General features: G+C 29.6%; 21 protein-coding genes. 12 read left to right on the forward strand and 9 right to left on the reverse strand.

Annotation, left to right across the window (positions count from 1 at the left end; all coding sequences use genetic code 11):
* Positions 1-417 precede the first annotated feature (417 nt).
* On the reverse strand, positions 418-1197 hold the full coding sequence (locus OTK55_RS01530; protein ID WP_274870177.1) for a pyrroline-5-carboxylate reductase family protein: 780 nt from the start codon (positions 1195-1197) through the stop codon (positions 418-420).
* A 151-nt stretch (positions 1198-1348) separates the two neighbouring features.
* On the opposite strand from OTK55_RS01530, the gene OTK55_RS01535 reads away from it, so the two are divergent.
* Both OTK55_RS01535 and OTK55_RS01540 read left to right on the forward strand, forming a co-directional pair.
* Complete coding sequence (locus OTK55_RS01535; RefSeq protein WP_274870180.1) at positions 1349-2515, forward strand: Nre family DNA repair protein; 1167 nt, start codon at positions 1349-1351, stop codon at positions 2513-2515.
* 12 nt (positions 2516-2527) lie between these two features.
* Positions 2528-3520, forward strand: coding sequence for a hypothetical protein (locus tag OTK55_RS01540; protein ID WP_274870182.1), 993 nt, complete (start codon positions 2528-2530; stop codon positions 3518-3520).
* A 22-nt stretch (positions 3521-3542) separates the two neighbouring features.
* Here OTK55_RS01540 and cgi121 read toward each other — a convergent pair whose 3' ends face one another.
* From cgi121 to OTK55_RS01565, 5 genes are all read right to left on the reverse strand, one after another.
* Positions 3543-4061, reverse strand: a complete 519-nt coding sequence (cgi121, locus tag OTK55_RS01545) for a KEOPS complex subunit Cgi121 (protein WP_274870184.1) — start codon at positions 4059-4061, stop codon at positions 3543-3545.
* A complete protein-coding gene (locus OTK55_RS01550) occupies positions 4058-5551 on the reverse strand; it encodes a (R)-citramalate synthase (RefSeq protein WP_274870186.1) in 1494 nt (497 codons plus the stop codon). The genes cgi121 and OTK55_RS01550 overlap by 4 nt, the downstream gene beginning before the upstream one ends.
* A 9-nt stretch (positions 5552-5560) precedes the next feature.
* The gene (locus tag OTK55_RS01555) at positions 5561-6631 is read right to left on the reverse strand and encodes a DNA methyltransferase (RefSeq protein WP_274870188.1); all 1071 of its coding nucleotides are present in this window, start codon (positions 6629-6631) and stop codon (positions 5561-5563) included.
* The gene (locus OTK55_RS01560; RefSeq protein ID WP_274870190.1) at positions 6616-7776 is read right to left on the reverse strand and encodes a geranylgeranyl reductase family protein; all 1161 of its coding nucleotides are present in this window, start codon (positions 7774-7776) and stop codon (positions 6616-6618) included. The genes OTK55_RS01555 and OTK55_RS01560 overlap by 16 nt, the downstream gene beginning before the upstream one ends.
* A 64-nt stretch (positions 7777-7840) precedes the next feature.
* Positions 7841-8755, reverse strand: coding sequence for a PH domain-containing protein (locus OTK55_RS01565; protein ID WP_274870192.1), 915 nt, complete (start codon positions 8753-8755; stop codon positions 7841-7843).
* 146 nt (positions 8756-8901) lie between these two features.
* Here OTK55_RS01565 and OTK55_RS01570 point away from each other — a divergent pair, with 146 nt between their 5' ends.
* The gene (locus OTK55_RS01570; protein WP_274870194.1) at positions 8902-9633 is read left to right on the forward strand and encodes a UPF0280 family protein; all 732 of its coding nucleotides are present in this window, start codon (positions 8902-8904) and stop codon (positions 9631-9633) included.
* A gap of 20 nt (positions 9634-9653) precedes the next feature.
* On the opposite strand, the gene OTK55_RS01575 is transcribed toward OTK55_RS01570, so the two are convergent.
* Positions 9654-10787 carry a tetratricopeptide repeat protein gene (locus OTK55_RS01575; RefSeq protein WP_274870195.1) on the reverse strand — a complete coding sequence of 378 codons (1134 nt, stop codon included), beginning with the start codon at positions 10785-10787 and terminating at the stop codon, positions 9654-9656.
* Between the two features lie 6 nt (positions 10788-10793).
* Entirely contained in the window at positions 10794-11510 is a 717-nt protein-coding gene (locus OTK55_RS01580; RefSeq protein WP_274870197.1) for an anaerobic ribonucleoside-triphosphate reductase activating protein, read from the reverse strand.
* 302 nt (positions 11511-11812) lie between these two features.
* Between OTK55_RS01580 and OTK55_RS01585 the strand changes: the two genes are divergently transcribed.
* Both OTK55_RS01585 and hisC read left to right on the forward strand, forming a co-directional pair.
* Positions 11813-12277: a gamma carbonic anhydrase family protein gene (locus OTK55_RS01585; RefSeq protein ID WP_274870199.1), complete on the forward strand. Its 465-nt coding sequence runs from the start codon at positions 11813-11815 to the stop codon at positions 12275-12277.
* 11 nt (positions 12278-12288) lie between these two features.
* Positions 12289-13392 (forward strand): histidinol-phosphate transaminase, encoded by a 1104-nt coding sequence (hisC, locus tag OTK55_RS01590; protein ID WP_274870201.1) that lies wholly within the window; start codon positions 12289-12291, stop codon positions 13390-13392.
* A gap of 52 nt (positions 13393-13444) precedes the next feature.
* Here the strand turns inward: hisC and OTK55_RS01595 are convergent, their stop codons facing one another.
* The gene (locus OTK55_RS01595) at positions 13445-13900 is read right to left on the reverse strand and encodes a pyruvoyl-dependent arginine decarboxylase (RefSeq protein ID WP_274870202.1); all 456 of its coding nucleotides are present in this window, start codon (positions 13898-13900) and stop codon (positions 13445-13447) included.
* A 250-nt stretch (positions 13901-14150) separates the two neighbouring features.
* On the opposite strand from OTK55_RS01595, the gene lon reads away from it, so the two are divergent.
* The 7 genes from lon to OTK55_RS01630 all read left to right on the forward strand — a co-directional run bounded on the left by lon (position 14151) and on the right by OTK55_RS01630 (position 22840).
* Positions 14151-16607 (forward strand): endopeptidase La, encoded by a 2457-nt coding sequence (gene lon, locus OTK55_RS01600; protein ID WP_274870203.1) that lies wholly within the window; start codon positions 14151-14153, stop codon positions 16605-16607.
* Between the two features lie 185 nt (positions 16608-16792).
* Positions 16793-17623: a bifunctional fructose-bisphosphatase/inositol-phosphate phosphatase gene (locus OTK55_RS01605; protein WP_274870205.1), complete on the forward strand. Its 831-nt coding sequence runs from the start codon at positions 16793-16795 to the stop codon at positions 17621-17623.
* A gap of 15 nt (positions 17624-17638) precedes the next feature.
* Positions 17639-18466 carry an NAD(+) kinase gene (locus OTK55_RS01610; protein WP_274870208.1) on the forward strand — a complete coding sequence of 276 codons (828 nt, stop codon included), beginning with the start codon at positions 17639-17641 and terminating at the stop codon, positions 18464-18466.
* Between the two features lie 56 nt (positions 18467-18522).
* Positions 18523-19869, forward strand: coding sequence for a coenzyme F430 synthase (gene cfbE, locus OTK55_RS01615; protein ID WP_274870209.1), 1347 nt, complete (start codon positions 18523-18525; stop codon positions 19867-19869).
* A gap of 539 nt (positions 19870-20408) precedes the next feature.
* Positions 20409-21281 (forward strand): hydroxymethylbilane synthase, encoded by an 873-nt coding sequence (gene hemC, locus OTK55_RS01620; protein ID WP_274870210.1) that lies wholly within the window; start codon positions 20409-20411, stop codon positions 21279-21281.
* A complete protein-coding gene (locus OTK55_RS01625; RefSeq protein WP_274870212.1) occupies positions 21278-22228 on the forward strand; it encodes a Gfo/Idh/MocA family protein in 951 nt (316 codons plus the stop codon). Before hemC ends, OTK55_RS01625 begins: the two co-directional genes overlap by 4 nt.
* A gap of 15 nt (positions 22229-22243) precedes the next feature.
* A complete protein-coding gene (locus OTK55_RS01630; RefSeq protein ID WP_274870213.1) occupies positions 22244-22840 on the forward strand; it encodes an orotate phosphoribosyltransferase-like protein in 597 nt (198 codons plus the stop codon).
* The last annotated feature ends 81 nt before the right edge of the window (positions 22841-22921 follow it).

The following is a 22921-nucleotide window of genomic DNA, read 5'->3' on the forward strand; positions in this document are numbered from 1 at the left end:
ACTTGTTTTAATTATTTATTTAAAAATTTTTAGGTAAGCCAAAACCTTTATATAGTATCGAGTACAACATTTAATTGACTAAGAATTTAGGTATTCCTAAACTTAAAAATTGTTAGTCAACAAAAAATGTTAAAAGATTAATACAAAAAAGCCTATAGAGAATTAAGACTAAAAAGACTAAAACTATTATAATATCCTACACAATAGTCTAAAAAAAAATTAAATCACCTATTATAAAAAAATAATTCGATATAGGAACTGATCTTTGTATTACTCACCACTCCTTATTAAAAACATAAAAACTTAAAAAAAGAAAAAAATGAAAACAAACTAAAAAACACTCAAAACATCCTAATGAGTAAGGAAAACAAATTTTTTTCTTTCTTTTCAAACCATACTTTTTTTTATAAATAATTACTAAGATAATTCATTATTACGTTTAATACCGGCCAGTAATGAATCATACAAAGAATTACCCTGGTCAAGACTACTAATAATAGCCTCAGTAACACCACCAGGCGTTGAAACTTGTTTTACAAATTCATCAATATTATCAGTTGGAACTAACTTTTCAGCCTTTTTTGAAATCTCAATAAATTCATCGAAATCACCTGCAAATCTCTGTATATCCCTAACACTCTCATTACTATGTGGATCAACACGACAATAAACAGCTGGAAGACAGCCAGCAATAACCATATAATCCATTTTATCCTCACTATCAACAACATAATAATCAAAATCAAGTAAATCAAACAAGAAATCAGCTGCAGCATTACCAGGATATGTACCTGCAATAGCACAAGAATTCTTAATGGTATCAGGACCAGTTGGAATAACCCTCACTACATTTTCAGATTTTGTTTGTTTTTTAATTTTATCAATAGATATACCAGCCATAAATGAAATTACAAGAGTATCTTTATCCAATCCAAAATCACCAATTTTTTCAAAAGATTGTGGAGGAACAGACAGTAAAATAATAGAAGAATCATTTACTAATCTAGAATTATCACTTATCATATCCACAAGATTATCATCAAATAATGCACTGAATGTAAATATAGACCCATTATATGATAACTGAATATTATCATATGGATAACCCTTTTCTAATAATTTTAAAATAACAGATCTGCCTATATTTCCAGCACCAATTACACCTATTTTATTCTTAAAAAAATCCTCTTTAATCATGATATAACAATATGTTACTAACAATTAATAAAAAATTAGGAAATGACTAGAAAAATAATCCAATCTTACTTTATATTAAATATTACAAAAAACATATACTAATAAATAGTCAGAATAAAAAGGAATCAGGAACTAGAGGAGGTGTAACTAAATGTTAGATAGTAAATATAGATATCTTAAAACAATAACTAAACAATTATACAATATGAAATCAGCTAAAGTAGATAAAGAACTTGAAGGTACTACACCACCCTCAGTCTTCATAGGAAGTTATAATTATCCTAAAGTATATGCAGGACCGTTATTATCACCTAGCTACGAAGATTCATCAATTATGGACCAGCCAGAACAATGGATATCCACACATACTTCACAAAAAGATATTATTAACTACCGATTAAATCTTGTTAGAGGAAAACAAACCATAGGAATAACTGATTTAGATAATAACTACATAGAAAAATTACAAGAAATATCTATGGCATCAAAATCCATCATGAGTGAAGCAGAATTTAACAAAAAACCACAGGGAATGACATTTAGTGCAGAAAACGCTCCTCATGGACCTAGTGCTATTATAAAAAAATTTGATATTGACAACGTTAAATGGGACCATCAACTAGAAAAAGCATATTATGATACAGATCTTAAAGCAGCAGATGCAGTTGAAATATTACATGAAAAAAACGTTCCATTTACACAAATACAGAAAGCATTCTCAGTAGGAACAATGGGTGAAGGAAAAAACAGGAAACTAGTTCCTACACGATGGTCAATAACCGCGGTAGACACAACAATTGCAGACAGACTCCTGGAAAATGTGAGATATTACTCTCAAATAGACACATACAAAGTTTATGAATTTGAAAGTCTAAATAATTACTATGCAATACTTGAAATGCCAACACCATGGCAATATGAATGGATGGAAGCATTTTTAAAAGTAAATGGAAGAAAAAGCATGATATTCACTGATTGTGAACATAATAAGGGTAAAAAAGAGTACTCACGTGTAGGTGGATGTTATTATACTGCTAAAATGGCCGTATTAGAACAATTAGATAGAGATAAAGAACAGGCCGGATGTATAATATTCAGAGAAGCAAATGAGGATTATATTCCGTTAGGTGTATTTAATGTTAGAGAAAATATAAGACATGCAATGAATAGTAAACCACTTGAATTTGAAAGTCTAAGACAATCATTAGACTATATAGAAACTAAATTAAAATTAAGTGTGGATGATTTCAGAGCCGCAAGCCAATTACTTGATGAAGTACTAAAAGAAAGACAGACAACACTTGATCAGTTCTTCTGAGGATAAGATATAATGTTACAATTAAAATATAAAGAAATACCTGAGCATACTAGAAAGTTTATGAAGAAAGCAATTGACTCAGATTATGACTACTATGATTATGCTGTCAACAAGATAAAAGAATTATTTCCATCACAGAAAGTTCATATCCTTAACAGTGCTAATAGTTGCATATTTACAATTACTGAAGCCTTACCCGAACCGATACTTGTACCAGATGAAGGAGGATGGAATGGATTACAACGTTCTGCCAAGATACTGAATAAACAAGTTCAAGAAATAAGTACTTCTAATGGTATAATAAATACTGAAAATCTTTCCAAGTATTTTGAAAATAATGATGTAGGTTCCTTATATATTACAAGCTTATCTGCTTATACAGCAGAACAACCAGTGAAAGAAATATATGAACTATGTAATCTATATGATGTGATATTTATTTTAGATATTTCTGGATCCATGGGTGACGAAAAACTATCAAATACAGAATATGCAGACATACAAGTATCATCAACAGGTTCACCAAAAATAGTAAACATAGAAAATGGTGGATTCATTAACAATATAACTCAGAAAATAAAACTAAATAACCATCTTTTAAAAACATTCAAGGCAGATAATATAACATGTGCTGGAATCTACGAGAATATAGACTATGCAGAACAAACATACAATAAAACACTGAAGGCTAACACATATCTTAAAAAACAATTAATTAACAAACTAAAAGATGATAAAATACACAATATAATCCATGAAAACGAGTATGGATTAAACGTAATAATCACAGCAGAAAGTAAAAGTAAAGCAAAAAAATTATCCTATAATATAAGAACACAATTATCAATAACCAAAAATAAGAGTATTATAACAACAGGACCTAATTATAATAGACTTAAACAGCCATGCATATGTATTGAAACAAAAAACCTAGATTCAAGTAGTTTGACAATAGATAACATGGATAAACTAGTAGAGATAATTATCAATGCAACAAAAGAATAAAAAAAAGGAGAAAAGTATTTAGTTAATTTTTGATTGCTAATAAAGCAATCTTCTCATTAATTCTATCCACCATATTTTTATCACTAGATAAATTATAAGACTTCATAATCTTATCTGAATCAATAGTATTAATTAAATCATCATTTCTATTAGATAATAATTCTTCCATTTTAACTATCTGTTCGTCAAGTACATTAATGTAAACCACAGTAATATTACACTGATTTTTAATACCAAGAAGTTTTAATGCTTCACTAATCTGTTTTTGAGCAGATAATCTTACACAAATTTCTAATCCTTTATCATTAGCAAAGTTCTGATTCTCCTCAAAAGCTTTTATTGCCTGGGATATTGCCTGATTAATATGCTTCTCGCCACAAATATAATCAGTATCCAATAATTGAATTATTGAATCCTCCTTTAAGGAAGTGATTTCATCAACCTTCCTTAAAAAATCAGGAACATTTTCTATAAGATTATCTTCATAGGAATGAATGGTTATATCATAATTTTCAAGTAATTCCGCCTGTAAATCATTCATTTTCTCATCTTCTTATCATCCGTAAGAATCTTATTTACTCCTTTCAAGTATGCTTCCACACTTGCTAGTATTACATCCGGCTCAGTACTTCTTGCAGTTATAACTTTATCTTCATGTTTAAGTTTTACAAGTACATCAATTAATGCATCAGTACCACCAGTTACTGCATCTACATGATACTCTTCTAATGTAATATCTGCAGTATCTTTAATACTCTTCTGTATTGCTTCTATTGCAGCATCTACTGGTCCGACACCTACCCCTGCTTCTATTTTTTCCTTATTATTTATGTTTACTTTTACAGATGCTGTTGGGGTTACTTTATTTCCTGATACTGTTGTATATTCCTCTAGTATTAATGAATCCTCTGGATTAATATGTAATATATCATCAGTAATAGTTTGTAAGTCCACATCTGTTACTGTTTTTCCCATGTCAGATAATGATTTTACTCGTTTAAATATTCTGTCTAATTCATCCTCTGTTACCTGGGTATTTGTTTCTTTTATTTTTTCATTTATAACGTGTTTTCCTACATGTTTTCCTAATACAAATCTGCGACGATGTCCTACTGTTTCTGGCTTTATTGGTTCATAAGTTTCAGATTTCTTAAGTACTCCATCTGCATGTATACCTGATTCATGTGCAAAAGCGTTTTCTCCTACTATCGCCTTGTTGGATTGTAATGTTACACCAGAGATTGTTTCAACTAAGTGTGATATTTCATAGAATAATTTCGTGTTTATTCCTGTGTCTATATGATATAATGTTTCTAATGCCATTACTACTTCTTCACATGATGCATTACCTGCTCGTTCACCTAAACCATTTATGGTAACATGTGCTTGTTGTGCACCTGCATTTAATGCCATTAATGTATTAGCTACTGCTAATCCAAAATCATCATGACAATGTACACTTACAGGTCTGGATAATGTTGCTAATTCCTTATAGAAATCATATGATTTTTCAGGAGTTAATAAACCTACCGTATCACATGCACATAAACGATCCGCTCCTGCTTCTATACCTAAATTATATAATCTTTTAAGGTCATCCATACTTGTTCTTGTTGCATCCTCAGTTGATAATTCTACAATTAAACCATGACTTTTAGCATATTCTGTAGCATTTACTGTCATCTGTTCTACTTGTTCTCTTGTCTTTCTTAATTTGTATTGTATATGTAAATCAGATGATGGAATTACTAAATGAATACTATCCACGTCACAGTTTAGTGCTGTGTCAATATCTACTTTAACAGGCCTAGCAAAACTACATATTTCAGCGTCTAAATTGTTTTCAGTTATTGTTTTAATACTTTTTTGTTCACCCTTTGAAGTTATTGCAGAACCTGCTTCTATAACATCTACTCCTAATTCATCCAGTTTTAGAGCTATTTTAAGCTTTTCATTAGATGTTATTAATACGCCGGGTGTTTGTTCTCCGTCACGTAATGTTGTATCAAATATTTTTATATTATCTAACATGAATATCACCTATTTTTTTGTTAAAACAGTAATTATACGTGTTAAGCTTTTATGCATTCTTATTGAATGTTGTTCTTTTATTTTTAGAGGTGTTCCTTCTATTACCTCATTTAAATCTATGTAATGAGGACTTGCCATACATATATATCCATCATCTTTAAGATATGATGAAATAGCATTCAATGCTTCATGATACAATTGTTTAGTATCATCACCACCTAGTGTTGTTGATATACCATAAGGTGGATCCATTGCTACTGCATCTACTTTTTTATCTAATTTTAAATCGCGTACATCTTCCCACATTATCTTAAAATCAGAAAATCCCTCTGCAGCTAGGTTTAATTTTGTTCCTTCATACATTTGTTTTTCAATATCAGAGCCGATTAATTTTGTATTTAGTTCACCAGCTTCTATTAGTATTCCTCCTGTTCCACAGAAAGGATCAAGTAATGTGTCATTTTCATGAACTCTTGCTAAGTTAACCATACATAAAGCTAATTTTGGACTCATTGATCCAGGATGGAAATATGGACGTTTATGTGGCTTGTTATCAAAGAAATGTCTCTTGTTCTGTTCTATTATTAATTCAGTTATTATTACTTTATTATAACTTGTTATGGATGTTTCTTTATATTCATTTGTAACTACTTCTGGATCTGTGTATACTAATTTTATTGTATGAACAGCGTTATCTAAAGATACAGGCATTTGTGATTCTTTCTTAATATATCCTCCAATATTTCTTTCAATACCATCTTTATCTACATCACCATTACCCATTCTTTTTACACGTACTTTGAATGAATCTTTAACATATTTTGTCCAGTCTATTGATTCTATTGCTGTTTGAAGGTTTTCTGGTGTTGTTTTTTTTATAGTATATAAAATTTCATGTGTATATGCTAGATGTGCACCTAATTCACTAACTTCATCTTTTGTAGCATCCACCTCTAATTCTACTATTCCTGGATATTCATTTAATATTTCATATTTAATATTAAGTGTACCTAGTCTAGCTAAAAGTTCAGCTCGGGGTAATGTCTCATTTTCTTGTGATAATATTACAGTGATTTCCATATATTTTTCAGTCTCCTTACACCTATTTTTGGTAATAGTTTAAATATTACTCCTGTTTTCACTAATTGTTTTAGTAATGGAACTTGGTTATCCATATCTCCATATTCTGATATTATTTTATCAACGTTGTTATCCTTTAATTCCTTGAACATGTAATTGAAGTCATCTTCATCCATACTTTTGATTATTTTCTGTACATTTTGTTGTGCTTTGAATTCACTATCATATTTTTTATGATATTCTGTTTCGTATTGTTTTAGATAGTTATTATTGTCTTCTTCCAGCATTTTATTTGAATTTTTTGCTGCTATAGTTGTACAGTTAAATCCTGTCACTAATCCTCCACCAGTCGTTGGTTTTATTTGATTTGCTGAATCACCTAGGAGGATTGTGTTGTTTTCAACTATTTTCTTATTAACGTTAAATCTTGGGATTAACCCATAGTGTTTTTGAATGATAGTACTACCTGAATCCATCATGTTTGTTAGTATTTGATTTGCCTGTTTATGTGATCCATTGGTAAATAATCCTAACCTTTGTTCTGTTGGAGATACTGGTATTTTCCATATAAATCCGGGCAATATACTTGTATTTACTCTTACATCAACGTATTCTGTGTCTGATGGTTCTGTTTTTAATGTATATTGAATACCCGTGTAGGATTCTTCTTTAAAATTAGGATTCATTTTCTTTGATGTCGCTGAATTTGGACCACATGCTACTGCTATTATGTTAGATGAATATTTTCCATTAGTTGTTGTTATTCTTGTGTTATCCATATCGACATCAAGAACACGTTCTCCATAAAAAGCAGTTGCTCCAGCATCTACTGCTCTGTTAAATAGATATTTATCATATAACACTCTATCTAACACATATGCTGAATTATCATCTTTCTCTACTGTGATACTTGTTCCATTAGGTGATAACAAGTTAGCTCCTTTAACTTTATTTGATATGAATTCTTCAGGTAAATTCTTAGTATCCTTTATGTTTGTTGACACTATTCCCGCACATTGTAATGGTTGACCTATCCTGTTTTTCATATCAAAAAGAGCTACATCATATCCTAATTTAGCCATCTTATATGCATATGTAGATCCTATTGGTCCACCACCAACTACAATTATATCATAATTCGTCATGCTTTCATCCAGTTAAAAAAATTTTTAAAAATAAATAGAAAAAGAAGGATAAAAAGGATTAAGTTTATTCATTATATTTTTTGAACATTCTTTGATGTCTTTCCATAATTTCATCCTTATTCATTTTAGATTTTTTATATTTTTGTTTATTTTTATTCCATTTATTAATAAAGGAATTATTCTGTGAGTTATTTTCTTGTTCATGAGAATAATCATTATCATCCCTATAATAATTCCTATTTTCTATTGGGGGAGCTTGATTATTCTCCTCATACCGATTATATTCATGATAATCATATCTATCATCATATTCTCTATTATCATATCTATCATCATATCCATAATTCCTGTTATATCCGTTATTATAATAGTTAGGATTATAATTAGGTGGATAATTAGGAGGATATTCATTATAATCACTTATATGGCTAAGAATTATCTCTTCTGCACTTTTAGGGTCTGGTATATCATCAAGAATTGTATCAGAATTATCATGACCACCATAAATAAGAATATCCCCTACATTAATAATTCTCTCTAACATGTTCTGAGAAATTTCGATATCCTGTACTTTTCTGTAAGGCATCATGATTTTTTCTTTACGGAAAAAACCTCTTTGAATAATGATTCTCTGATTTGTTAAGACATATTTAGTATAATTCCAGTCAAGAATATCTAATAATATCTTTACAAGTACAATTAATATACAGAAGATTAATAGTAATTCCATTATTGATGTTAAATTTGTGAAATTCATTTGAAATGATGTTAATAGTGTATCTTGAATATTATAGAATATCGTGACTATTGGAGCAAATAAGAATACTAATATAAATAGTAATATTATTTTAAATATAAAATTCTCACAATAGCAGAAAATATTTGGTTTTGTTTCTAGTAATATTTTCTCTGAACCTGCTCTCTGGAAATCATTGTTATTTTTATTATTAGTTCTAGAGTTATTTGGCTTTGGCATCATGAAAATTATGCCCCCTTTTTATTTTAAATATGTTAAATATATTTGTTAATAACTAATATTATAATTTTATATATAATATACTGATTATTTTCATTGTTAATAAGTAACAACAATATTAATTAATTGAGAAAAGAAGAATGATTACTATGGAAAATAGAATTTATTCTAAGAATATAAATATAGAATCAACCCATATTTCATTAAAAAGTGATATTAATATAGATTTAACACAACTAATTAAGAAAGAAAGAAGAATCATACAGAATACCATAAATAGTAATCCACTATTTGCCGGTTATAAACCAGTTCCTATAATTTCTGATGAAACAATACTTAAATTAATGACTGTTGCCGGTGAAATCTCTGATACTGGTCCTATGTCTTCTGTTGCAGGAAGTATTAGTGAAGTTTGTTTAAATTATCTTATTAGTAAAGGCAGTCGTTTTTCAATTGTTGAAAATGGCGGAGATATTGCTCTTAAAACTAATAGGAAAGTAGTTATCGGAGTTTATGCTGGTGATAGTAGTTTTTCATATAATATCGGATTTAAGATAAAGCCAAGACCACATGGTTATGGTATTTGTACGTCATCATCTGCTGGTCCATCCAAGAGTTTTGGTAAAACTGATGCTACAATTGTTTTTAGTAGACAAAGCAGTATTTCTGATAGTCTTGCTACATGTATTGGTAATTATGGTGTAGGTGATTGTGATGATGACATTGTTCATAATGCTTTAACTCATGCAGAGGATTATCATGATTACTATGATGGAGTAATGGTTATTAAAGGTGAAATTCTTGGCAAAACAGGCCATATTCCTTCATTAGTTAAAACTAGTAGTAAAAGTTATCTTGGTGAATTATTTGAAATTGAATAAAAAAAAGTGAGAATTGTTTTTTATAGATTTTCTAGACATACTTCTTGTAGTACCTGAGCATCAGGATTATCTGGATACATTACTAATACTTTAGTAAAACATTCAATTGCATCCCTGAAATCTCCTAGTTCCATGTATGCTACTCCTTTATTATTTAATATTATTGCATTGTTTGTATCTACTTTTAATGCATGATTATAGCATTCTATTGCTTCATCATATCTTTGTAATCCTAGCAATGTGTTTCCTTTACTTGCCCATGTATTTGAATCATCTGTATCATCTAAACATAATTCTATTGACTTATCATATGCAGCTAGTGCTTCCTCACTTTTCCCTAACATGTTAAGAACTGTTCCTTGTTCATTCCATACATCAGGGTCAGTATCATCTATTTCTAAGACCTTGTTAAAGCAAATTAATGCTTTTTCAAAATCATTTAACATTTCATAAATTAATCCTCTCCAGTAAAGTACTGTTGTATTTTCTGGATTAACATGTAATGCTTTGTTGTTTGCTTTCAGAGCTTTATCTGGTTCACGTTTGTTTAGATATGCTATTGCTATGTTATTGTATAAGTATTCATTGTTTGGTTCTATTTTTATTGCTTTTTTATAGTGTTTTATTGCATCACCAAATTGTCCCAGACGTGATAGGTTATCTCCTATTCTATTTAATAACTGAACATCATCATGGTCATATTCTAATGCTACTTTATAGCATATTGATGATTGTTTGTATTTTCCCATTTCAAAGAGTACGTCTGCTTTTTTTATGATTATATTCTTTTGATTTATTGCTGAGCCTTCCCATTGGCTTACATGTAATTTTTTGAATTGAAATACTTGGAATTCATCCTTGTTTTTTGTGTTGTTGGGATATGTTTTTCTAAGGTCTTTTTCTAGTTCTTTTGTGCTTTTGTATCCTAGTTTTGCCACCAATTCATGATCTTGAATAACGTCTTCAAAGGTTAATATATCTACGTGAGTTACTTCTGCTTCGAATAGTTTTTCTCGTTCTTTCGACAGAATATTCCAATAGCAGTAGAGGTGATCTCCTGGGTATAGTGGTTGTTTCCATCTTCTTCTTATGGTAATATTTCTTTTACCACTAATTAAATCAATATCTTTGTTTCCTAGTAATAATATTGGCATTTTTCTCTACTCTTTCTTTATGATTTGGTTTCCAAATTGGTTGGATTTTATATGTATTTCTGGTATTGTTGTATCTAGACTTTTTATTATTTTTAATAATTCTTCAGGATTTGGTTCTTCATAATCTGCTAATCTTGAATCATATGTTACCCTATTTCTAAATTGCTGTATTGTATACATGTCACATTTAAGATCTTTTGTTAAATCGTATATGTCTTGTGGTGTTAGTAGTTGTGGAACGTATGTTGTTCGACATTCAAGAAATACATTATGTTCTAATATAATTTCTATTGTTCTATTAATAGTTTCTTTAGTATTACTTGGATATATATCACTTATTTTATAATATTTATCTAATGGTGCTTTGATATCCATTGCCACATAATCTAAATCATCTATTATTTCCGAAATTTCATCCGGATGTAATCCGTTAGTATCTAACTTAACTAACAAATTAGAATCTTTAGCTTGTTTAATAAAATTTTCAATAACATCAAGATGTAATAATGGTTCACCACCACTAAGAACTATACCATCAATAAAATCCAGATTCTTTTCAACTTCTTCTTCTATTTCTTCTATATCCCATTTTGTAAGACGTTCATTTTTTAATAACTGAGGATTATGACAATATTTACATCTAAGGTCACATCCTGGCGTAAATAAAACTAAGGACATTTTTCCAGGATAATCTAATGAGGAGTAAGTTGGTTGTATATTCACAGTAATCACGAATTTTTTAGTTAAATATGTTATTTATAATTCCAAATATTAATAAATTAGTAATTTATCGTTCGTATAAAATAGAATTATATTATAATAAAAAACATAAAACAATTACCACATCTAAAAAAGATATCAGAAAACAATAAGAAACAAACATCCAAAAAAAGTCCTACAAACTAAAAAAAAACAAAATAAAATAACATCCTAAAAAATATAATAAAAAGAATAATAAAATTCAATACTAGATAAAAAGAAAAAATAATACATAGAACACAAATGAAATAAAAAAAAGTGATAACATGTCTGATAAAAATAAAATTTATGAAGGAGCCAAAGTAATTGGAGACGTAGACCTAAAAGATAACGTATCCATATGGTATAATGCAGTAGTAAGAGGAGATATTGAACCAATCTCTATCGATGAAAATTCAAATGTACAAGATAACTGTGTTATACATGTAAGTAAAGATTATCCTGTAAAAATAGGTAAACATGTATCCATTGGACATAACGCCACAGTACACGGCTGTACAATAGATGATAACGTGCTAATCGGTATGGGATCTGTAATATTAAATGGCGCACATATTACAAAAAATTGTTTAGTAGGAGCAGGAGCACTAGTGACAGAACATAAAACATTCCCTGAAGGATCATTAATAATAGGTTCACCTGCTAAAGCAGTCAGACAATTAACAAAAGAAGAAATAGAAGGTATTACAAATAATGCTGATGAATATGTAAAATTAGCATTCAAAGAATAAAACGTGATTATATGGTAAAAACAAGAGCAATAATTGATGAATTTGACACCTATGTTCCAGGTAAATCTAAAAAAGAAATCTCTGAAAAATATGGTGTCCCAGAAAATGAAATTTTAAAACTCGGATCAAATGAAAACCCATGGGGTCCCGCACCAGGAGTAAAAGAAGCAATACTAAATGCAATTCCAGAAATGAACAGATATCCTGAATCAAACCATGAATACTTAAAAGAAAAAATAGCTGAGTATGCAGGAGTAAATAAAAACCAGGTAATAGTAACAGGTGACGGAGCTGATGAATTATTAGACATATTAGCAAAAACACTCATAGACCCTGGGGATGAATTCATTGTACATCCACCAACATACATGTACTACTCATTCACATTTAAACAATACAATGCTAAAGCAGTGTATGCAAAATGGAATGTTAAAGAAAACAAATTAGATGTACAATCAGTGTTAGATAATATTACTGATAAAACAAAGGTAATTTTCCTCTGTACACCAAATAACCCAACAGGTGGACTAATTCCACAAGAAGATATCATAAAAATTATTGAATCAACAGATGCTCTTGTAGTTATTGATGAAGCATACTGGGAATTTTCAGAAGTAAACAATGTAAATCTACTCGATAAATATGATAATGTATTCATAATAAGAACATTTTCAAAAGTAATGGGATTAGCAGGATTAAGAATAGGATATGGACTATCTAATCCAGAATTACTTGAAAAAATATCAAGAATAAAACCAGTATTCAGCTTAACAGTACCTTCACAAAAAGCAGTACTTGCAACATTAGCTGACAAGGAATTCATTAAAGAATCTACCAAAAAAAGTATTGCTGAACGAGAATATCTCTATGAAAGTGTTAATGCAATAGATAATCTACACATATATAAATCAAAATCAAATTACTTGTTAATAGACGTAAGAAATAGTGGATTCACAGCAAAAGAATTAACATCAAAACTCATGGAAAAAGGAATTATTGTAAGAGATTGTACTAGTTTTTATGGTCTTGATGAATATTATATACGTATTAGTGTTGAAACACACCCTAAAAATGAGAAATTTATTAAAATATTAAAAGAAATAGTAGGTAATTAGTAATATTACCTCTTTTTACCATCTACTTTTTATAAAAATAGCTTACATACAATTAATGTCTTTTAGGATTATGATAAACTAATGCTGCTACAACACTAGCTTTATCTATAACAGTATGTGATTGTATTACGGATTTATAATCTATTATTTCAAGTTCTCTTTTTTCTATCATGTATTCAGCCATGAATTTTGCTTCATCTTCTAATTCTTTAATAGATTTATTAATTCCTGTTGTTTCTATAACACACCCCATCTCTTCTGCCTGTGCAAATGCTATAACTGCACTTATTTCATCCCCTGGATTATCAGAGTATTGATGTGCCAGTACACAGTTAGTCATTTCCCCTGGCTGTAATTTAGGCATTGGTATTACTTCAGTATCTGGTGGTAACATGCTTGAAACAGGAATTAAATTTACATTACCTATTTCTGCTTCAAGTAAAGCATTGTCAAATGCGTTTAGTTTTGTTGGTCCTTCTGATGCACCTTTTGTTAATGATACTTTCATTATATATACTTCTCCCATAATCTCTTGTTGATTATTTAATACTTTTAAATTAAATTCTAATTATATCTATCTTATAATATAAGATATTATTTTAATAACAATAAGTTATAAAAATAAGAAAATGTATATATATTATAAGCATAAACTAAAAACATGAACTAAAAAAAGTAAATAAAAACTATAATCCCCTAATTATAATCATAATAAAAATAATCAATTAATAATTAAATAAAAAAAAAGGAGTGAAAAAATGACCTCTGAAAGTAGCGATAACTTATCATTTACTCAACAATTAAGAGAAGATGGTTTAATAATAACAGATATAACTACTAAAATAGAAAATAAAGATGAAAATACTAAAGAGTTACCAATATTATTAATACCAAATACAATCCTACTTCCACACACAGACATAAAAATACCTCTAGACAAAGTACACACAGAAAACATACTAAATACGATAAATGATGATCACCAAGGAATAATATTAACACCGAAAAAGTTACCAAGAGATAACAACGGTGGAGTTGAATTCTATGATGTAGGAGTAATACTCGAAATTAAAAACATAGAAGAAGAAGCAAAACAATACCGTATAGAATTAAAAGTAAAAGATAAAGTAGAAATAAAAGGTATTAAAGAAAAAAACAGTTATTTCTATGCAAAATATGAAACCATCCAAGAAGACAACACAATAACACCAGAAGAATCAAAAACAATAAACAAAGACATCAACGATGCAATACTCAGCATATCAAAATTAATACCAAATTCCGAACCATATGCTAGAAGAATCATAGACAAAATAGATACAGAAGAAAAAATAGCAGAAGTATTCCCATACCTACGTGTAACAATAAATAAAAAACAAGAACTACTAGAACTTAACTCAGTGAAAATAAGAGCACTACGCGTAATACAATTACTATTAGAACAAAGAGATGCTATGAGCATACAAATGGAAATAACAAATAAACTCAACAAAAACATGAGCGAAATACATAAACAAACTCTTCTTCGAGAACAAATGAAAATGATTCAAGAAGAACTCAACATGACCGATGATACAGAAGACAGAAAAACATACAGAGAACGAATAAAAGAAGCAGAACTACCTGAAGAAGTTGAAAAAGCAGCACTGGAAGAAGTAGATAAACTAGAAAGACAAGGCCAAAACAACTCAGAAGAAAACATAATAAGAAACTATCTTGATACAATACTTCAACTACCATGGCATAAAGAAGAGAAAAAAGACATTGACATAACTAAAGCCAGAGAACAACTTGATAAAGACCACTATGGACTAGAAAAAGTAAAAGATAGAATAATACAACATCTAACTGTACTTAAGATGAAAAATGAAAAACAAGGTTCAATAATACTATTTGTAGGACCACCCGGAACAGGAAAAACCAGTCTTGGAAAAAGTATTGCAAAAGCATTAGACAGACCATATGTAAGAGTAAGTCTAGGTGGAATAAAAGATGAATCTGAAATAAGAGGCCATAGAAGAACATATCTTGGTGCACTACCAGGAAGAATCATTAATGGAATGAAAAAAGCAGGAAAAACAAACCCTGTATTTGTATTAGATGAAATTGATAAAACAACAGCATCAATAAATGGAAATCCAACAAGTGCATTACTCGAAGTATTAGACCCAGAACAGAATAATACATTCTCAGACCATTACTTAGAAGTACCATATGACTTATCAGATGTTTTCTTCATAGGAACTGCAAACTCATTACAAGATATACCAGGACCTTTAAGAGATAGACTAGAGATAATTGAATTAGACAGCTACACTAACACAGAAAAACATCATATAGCAGAAGAGCATCTTATAGATGAAGTACTAGAAGAACATGGATTAACAAGAAATGACCTTGTAATAACACCAGAAGCAATAAACACGATAATTGAAAAATATACTAGAGAAGCTGGAGTAAGGGAGCTTAAAAGACAAATAGCTGCTATAGCACGAAAAACAACAGAAAAAATAGTGGTTGATGACATAGAAAGGCCATATGTTGTAACTGAGGACATGCTTTATGATATATTAGGACATGAAAAAGCACACTATGATATGGTACCAGCACAGAACCCACCAGGTGTAGTAACAGGACTTGCATGGACACCTGTTGGTGGTGACATCCTATTCATAGAAGCTGTACTGTTGCCTGGAGAGGGTAAATTGGAACTTACTGGACAATTAGGTGATGTGATGAAAGAATCTGCACAAATAGCTCAAAGTCTTATAAAATCAAGATTACAACCAATACTCAAAGACACAGAATTTGATAAGAGAAATATACACATCCACGTACCAGAAGGAGCTATACCAAAAGATGGGCCTTCAGCAGGGGTAACTCTTCTTACAACAATAGCCTCCCTAATAACAAGCACACCTGTTGATTCAACAATAGCTATGACTGGTGAAATATCATTACAGGGAAAAGTATTACCTGTTGGCGGTATAAAAGAAAAAGTGATTGCAGCTCATAGATCTGGAATAAAAACCGTATTATTACCTGAAAAGAATATGGAAGACCTCGACGATGTACCTGATGAAGTTAAAGAGGAAGTAACATTTAAACCAATGAAAACTGTTGATGATGTATTAAATGAATCTTTAAACATTAAATTACCAAAGCCGGAACATTTAGATATTAATGTAGAACAGATAAATAGGTTAAGCCTATAATACAAGTATTTATTACTACAGCATGATCCCCTTCATCTTACCCTTTTTTATATACAAATTACTTTCAAGTATTTCCATTAAAAGAAAGAATAACTCATAACTATTAATCCTATTTTTTATTAATTATAAATTCCTAAATAATATTAAGAACATAAAGTAGAATAGTAATCAATAGAAGTGGAAATATGAATGATAAGGAGATAAACTTTTGGTTAAATTTATCACAGGAAATCTCTGAAAAAGTAGAAGAAGCAATAACAAATGCTAGAGATGATCCTAAGTTAACAACAATCACAAAAATAGGTGCAGATGGAACGCCTACACACAAGATAGACGAATACGCAGAAAATGCAGCAATTGAAGTTATAAAAAATAGTGGTAAATCATTGATTCTTATTAGTGAAGAAATTGGAAAAATAAAAATTGGCAAAGAGGATGCTAAAAATCTTGTAATCATGGATCCTCTTGATGGTACCAGTAATGCTATGAAAAACATTCCTTGTTATGGTATTTCTATAGCTGTGGCAAGCATCCCTAATGATGAAGGAGTATCTGATGTAACACTTGGGGATATAGAGTTTGGTTATATAAAAAACTTCCCTACTGGTGATATATATACTGCTATCAAAGGAAAAGGTTCTGCTAAAAATGGTAAGCCTATGACGTTATCAAATATTAAAAAAGCATCTGAATCAACTATTAGTACATATATCTACAGAGCTAAAGAAGGAATGCTTGATAAACTATGCACATCTGTTAGACGTATGCGGTTAATGGGTGCTATTGCTGTAGAATTATGTTATGTTGCTGATGGAACATATGATACTTTTTTAGATGTTGGTGCTGTTCGTGTTTTAGATATTGCAGCTGCTCAACTGGTAATTAAAGAAACAGGTGGTGTTGTTACTGATATTGAATCTAATCCTTTAGCAAGTCAATTAGATTTACTTGAAAAAACATCCATTGTAGCATCAGCTAATAAAGAAGTACATGATGATATTATAAAATTATTATAGTAAATTTGTGATAATATGAAAATTGGAATTGTCTCACGGACAGATAAAGAGGAAGCCATAGAACTTGATAGAAATATTGTTAAATATTTACTAGCTAACCATGTTGAAATAGAATTAGACACTAGTTTAGCTAAGGAACTGGAAGAATACTCTGATCTAGAAACTCCTATAGAAGATATGACATCAGATATTGTTTTATGTGTAGGTGGAGATGGTACTGTTCTTAATGCTCAGCATGTATTATCTCCTAAAAAGATACCAATACTCAGTATCAATATGGGTACTGTTGGATTCTTAACTGAAGTGGATCCAGAGGATATCTTTGAATGCCTTGATAAATTGCTAAGTTATGATTTCTTCATTGAAGAAAGATTACAGTTAGATGTTTTATGTGATGATAAATGGATAACCGTACTAAATGAATTAGTTCTCATGACAAGTCAGCCAGCAAAGATGCTAAATTTAAGAGTTTCTGTTGATGAAGAAGTTGTAGATGAAGTTCGCGCTGATGGATTAATTGTTTCAACACCAAGTGGATCTACAGCTTATTCTATGTCAGCTGGTGGACCTATTGTTGATCCACGTGTTGATGCAGCAATCATTATCCCTATATGTCCATTTAAATTAAATACTAGGCCAAAAATCGTTCCAGCAGAAAGTACAATAACTGTTAAATTTCTAAAAGAGGGTAAACAAGCTATTGGTGTACTTGATGGTGTTTCACGTGAGAACTTTAATTATATGGATGAAGTTAAAATCAGAAAATCTGATAATGCAGCATATTTTGTTAGATTTAAAAAGAACTTCTATAATAGTGTAAATAACAAATTAATTGTAGGATAAGTTCATTAAATTCTTTTTTTAACTTCTTCTTTTTTTATAGGGTTGATTGATAAATTATGACTAAGAATATTTTAATTAGTGATGCTAATCACGGTGGTATTACTCTTCTTAAAGAATATTACAAGTATACAGATAATAACCTATTTTTCTATGATGTTTATAACAAGTTAACACATGATGAAAAACTAGAATTAAGTAATAATTATAATGTTAAATTTCTATCTCTTGATTATATTATTAAACATAGAACTGATTTTATAACAATAAATCCTATTCATATGAATCCTGTTTTTAGTAGTGATTATACTCATCATGAATTCACTGGATATTTAATTAATAAACATAGACTTAGATATGGATGGAATTTTAAGATTATAGAAGTTACTGGCGTTAAAGGTAAAACTAGTACAGCTACATTGATAAGTTCTGTACTGAAAAATAACAGTGTTCTCACACTTACTAGTCATGACTTATCATATCACAGCCCGTCAGAAGATATTGTATTATCAACATCCCTTAGTATTACTCCTGCTAGTATTATCACAGCTCTTAACATTGCATGTGAAAATGATTTACTGGATAAAATTGATTATTGTGTTTTTGAGGTTTCACTTGGTATTACTAGTTACTGTGATATTGGAATATTAACTAATATATTAGAGGATTATCCTATAGCTCAGGGCAATCAAACAGCAAGTAGTGCTAAGAAATCAATATTTAATTCAAAACAAGTATTATGTGATATGAGTGCTTATAATACATATTATTCTAATGTGAATAAAGATGTGATAACTGTTAGTACTAGTGATTCTAGGGCAGATATACATACAAGCAAGATTAATTATGATATTAAAAATACCCACTTTAAAGTTCAGTATAATAAAGAGGAACTATCCCTATCAATGTTTGCAGTGAGTGACTTCTATATTACTAATATTCTTTTTGCTATGGGAGTAGGACTAATACTTGGCTTAGATAATAATGAAATTATTTCAAATATAGAAAACATGAATATAATACCAGGTAGAGGATCATATAAAATTGTTAATAATAAGATGGTATTAGAAGATATAAATTCTGGTCTTAATACTACTTCCATAAAAAAATGTGTGGACAATACCACAAGATACACATCCAATTATATAATAATATTAGGTGGTGATTACGGTATAACCTGTGAAGAGATAGATGAGAATAAACTATTAAAATACTTAAAAACAGTACCATCCAATAAAGTGATACTTACTGGTGAATTAGGAAATAGTCTAAAAAAACAAGGTTTGCCAATAATTTACATTGATAATCTCCAGGATGCATACCATGAAGCATTAAATAGAAATTATGAAATAATACATGTAATATACAGAAGTGAATACAATACTAGAAAGTTAGTATGTAACTAATTACAAAAAATACATAGTATTTCATTTATTTATATTTTTATAAACTAATAATTTCAAACTTTTTTTCTATGAATTTTTTTAATATTCTAACAGAGCGAAAATATTCATGAAACTGATAGTTAATGAAAATAAGTAAACATGACTAGAGTGAAACCTGTTTTATAATTCTATTTTATTCTAACAAGTCTTTTATTTTTAATTAATCTATACTTTTTTAATAATTAATACTATCAACAGTAGCTCTTTCATAGATATCTATAAGAAGTCTTTATTTTATTTAAAATGTATTCTTATTAGTTAAATAAGACATAATTGAGTAAATATTCTATTAAATACTATTTAAAATAATTAAAAATAATAAAAGAAGTATAAATAAAGAAGAGTTATACAAAAATATATTAAATATATTAAATATATAATTATAAAGAGTTAAAAAATAAGTTACTGAGATTATTATAATTGATAATAGCTTAATATTAGTTATTTTAAGAAAAAAATACTCATGATCATAGTTATTTAGAATAATGGAGGCGTAATTAGTGATAGTTGGTACACGAGGTAGTAAGCTTGCTACAACTCAGACTCAAACTGTTGTAAAATCACTTGAAGAAATTACTGGTGAAAAAATAGAAACAAAAATAATTAAAACAACAGGAGACAAAATTAAAGATTCACAATTATATAATATTGATGCTAAAGGTATTTTTACAAAAGAATTAGATACTGCACTAATAGATGGAGACATCGATTTTGCAGTACATAGTTTTAAAGATTTACCTAGTGAATTAAATGACCAACTTACAATAACAGCCATTCCTAAAAGAGAAGCTATCAATGAAGTATTAATTTCTAATTATACCTGGGATGAACTACCTGAAAATGCTACATTAGGTACTAGTAGTGTTAGAAGAGAAGCTTTCTGTAAATTCCATGGAAAGAAAGTTCAAACAAAACCTATACGTGGAAATATTGATACACGTATCCGTAAAGTTGAAGAAGGACAATATGATGCTACTATAATGGCTTTAGCAGGTATTAATCGATTAGGCTTACAAGATCATGTTAAAGAAATTTTTGATGAAACATACATCGTACCTCCAGCAGGACAAGGAGCTTTAGCAGTGATGACTAATAAAGATTCTGAATACAATGATATTATTTCAAAACTTAATGATGAAGATTCAAGAATAGAAGCTTTAACCGAGAAAGCAATTCTTGAGACCATTGGTGTAGGATGTCAATGGCCTATTGGTATAATTTCAAAAGTTGATGGAAACAATATTAATATACACTGTAAGTTATTAAGTCCAGAAGGTAAACTTTTAGCAGATGTTAATGAGACAACTGAAAAGAATGAAGCAATAGACACTGCAAAAGCTATTGGAATAAAATTAAGAGAGGATACTTTATGAAACAGACAAACGTGGGTGTTATAGGAGTAGGATCTATGGGTTACAACCATGTTCGTATATACTCCGAATTGGAAAATGCAAATTTAGTAGCAATATCTGATATGGTAAGAGGTACACTTGATAAGGTATCAAAAGAATTCAATACTGTAGGATATGTTGATTATGATAATATTCTTCAGATTGATGATATTGAAGCAGTAAACATATGTGTACCTACAGTATTTCACCATGATGTTGCTATGCGTGCAATAGAAGCAGGCAAAAATGTGTTAGTAGAAAAACCAATCGCTTCAAAATTACCAGAAGCAAAAGAAATGATTAATGCAGCAAAAGATGCTGGAGTAATTTTAGCAACAGGACACGTAGAAAGATTTAATCCAGCAGTAAGAGTTGCAAAAGAATTACTTGATGCCGGAGAAATTGGTGAAGTAGTTACAGCTAACGCAAAAAGATTAGGTCCATACCCACCAAGAATAAGAGACGTGGGAGTAGCAATAGACTTAGCTATTCACGACATAGATATATTTAACTATTTATTTGAAAGTAAAGCAAACACAGTATATGCAAACATGAGCAGTAAACTAAAAAACTGTGAATTTGAAGACCATGCAGAAATAATGACCAAATATGATAGCGGAGTGTTAACCATACTTGAAACAAACTGGCTAACACCATACAAAAAACGACAATTAAACATCACAGGAGTAGATGGTATAATAAGCGTTGACTATGGTGATCAAACAGTTACACTATACAAGGAAAATAATCAAGTTGAAAACGTGAAAGTTGAAAATAAAGAACCTCTCAAAGAAGAATTAAGATCATTTGTGAATGCAGTACAGCAGGATACAGAACCTGAAGTAACAGGTCAGGATGGATATGAAGCATTAAGAATAGTTGATGCTGCTATGAAATCATCAAAAGATAAAAGATTAGTATATTTATAAAAATAAGTGATTAAAATGAATAGCAAACTAATTGAGAAAGCTAGTGAACTTAGAAATAAAGGATTAACCACAGGTGAAATAGCAGATGAATTAAACATTTCAAAAGATACTACACAATGGTTAATAATGCAAAAAACACCTGTAAACAAAAATAAACAAAAACAAAAACCCGACGATTTTGCTATTAACTGGAAAACAATAGGAACTAGTTCATCACGTATGCAATACATTTCATCAGCACTAGCTGATTTAACACTAGAGGAAGGTGTTGTTGACGCGGTTGTAGGTATATCAGTAAGCGGAGTTCCATTTGCAACAATAATGTCCGATTTATTAGATGCGGATTTAGCTGTATTCCACCCAGTAAAACATATGAAAAATGAATCAGCACAGGGAGCAATAAGTAACAACTTTGCTAACATAAAAAACAAAAATGTTGTTATAGTTGATGATGTTATAACTAGTGGAGCTACAGTAACTGATGCAATAAGGGTATGTGAAACACATGGAGCAAAACCAATAGCTGTAACAGTTCTTGTAGACAAAAAAGGTATTAATGATTTAGAGGATGTACCAGTAAAATCTTTAATCAAAATAAATAAAGTAGGATAAATATAACCACCCTTCTTATTTTTTTCTTAATTTTTTTAGGCTTTAAATCATGAAAATCTAACAAATTCTATAAATTAGTTT

The sequence above is a fragment of the Candidatus Methanosphaera massiliense genome, from assembly GCF_028890305.1.
In the GTDB taxonomy this organism is placed as follows: domain Archaea; phylum Methanobacteriota; class Methanobacteria; order Methanobacteriales; family Methanobacteriaceae; genus Methanosphaera; species Methanosphaera massiliense.

Excerpts from the sequence above, each read along its gene's own strand:
- OTK55_RS01530 (WP_274870177.1), bottom strand. The coding sequence starts at position 1,197 with ATGATTAAAGAGGATTTTTTTAAGAATAAAATAGGTGTAATTGGTGCT.
- OTK55_RS01535 (WP_274870180.1), top strand. The coding sequence starts at position 1,349 with ATGTTAGATAGTAAATATAGATATCTTAAAACAATAACTAAACAATTA.
- OTK55_RS01540 (WP_274870182.1), top strand. The coding sequence starts at position 2,528 with ATGTTACAATTAAAATATAAAGAAATACCTGAGCATACTAGAAAGTTT.
- cgi121 (WP_274870184.1), bottom strand. The coding sequence starts at position 4,061 with ATGAATGATTTACAGGCGGAATTACTTGAAAATTATGATATAACCATT.
- OTK55_RS01550 (WP_274870186.1), bottom strand. The coding sequence starts at position 5,551 with ATGTTAGATAATATAAAAATATTTGATACAACATTACGTGACGGAGAA.
- OTK55_RS01555 (WP_274870188.1), bottom strand. The coding sequence starts at position 6,631 with ATGGAAATCACTGTAATATTATCACAAGAAAATGAGACATTACCCCGA.
- OTK55_RS01560 (WP_274870190.1), bottom strand. The coding sequence starts at position 7,776 with ATGACGAATTATGATATAATTGTAGTTGGTGGTGGACCAATAGGATCT.
- OTK55_RS01565 (WP_274870192.1), bottom strand. The coding sequence starts at position 8,755 with ATGATGCCAAAGCCAAATAACTCTAGAACTAATAATAAAAATAACAAT.
- OTK55_RS01570 (WP_274870194.1), top strand. The coding sequence starts at position 8,902 with ATGGAAAATAGAATTTATTCTAAGAATATAAATATAGAATCAACCCAT.
- OTK55_RS01575 (WP_274870195.1), bottom strand. The coding sequence starts at position 10,787 with ATGCCAATATTATTACTAGGAAACAAAGATATTGATTTAATTAGTGGT.
- OTK55_RS01585 (WP_274870199.1), top strand. The coding sequence starts at position 11,813 with ATGTCTGATAAAAATAAAATTTATGAAGGAGCCAAAGTAATTGGAGAC.
- hisC (WP_274870201.1), top strand. The coding sequence starts at position 12,289 with ATGGTAAAAACAAGAGCAATAATTGATGAATTTGACACCTATGTTCCA.
- OTK55_RS01595 (WP_274870202.1), bottom strand. The coding sequence starts at position 13,900 with ATGAAAGTATCATTAACAAAAGGTGCATCAGAAGGACCAACAAAACTA.
- lon (WP_274870203.1), top strand. The coding sequence starts at position 14,151 with ATGACCTCTGAAAGTAGCGATAACTTATCATTTACTCAACAATTAAGA.
- OTK55_RS01605 (WP_274870205.1), top strand. The coding sequence starts at position 16,793 with ATGAATGATAAGGAGATAAACTTTTGGTTAAATTTATCACAGGAAATC.
- OTK55_RS01610 (WP_274870208.1), top strand. The coding sequence starts at position 17,639 with ATGAAAATTGGAATTGTCTCACGGACAGATAAAGAGGAAGCCATAGAA.
- cfbE (WP_274870209.1), top strand. The coding sequence starts at position 18,523 with ATGACTAAGAATATTTTAATTAGTGATGCTAATCACGGTGGTATTACT.
- OTK55_RS01625 (WP_274870212.1), top strand. The coding sequence starts at position 21,278 with ATGAAACAGACAAACGTGGGTGTTATAGGAGTAGGATCTATGGGTTAC.
- OTK55_RS01630 (WP_274870213.1), top strand. The coding sequence starts at position 22,244 with ATGAATAGCAAACTAATTGAGAAAGCTAGTGAACTTAGAAATAAAGGA.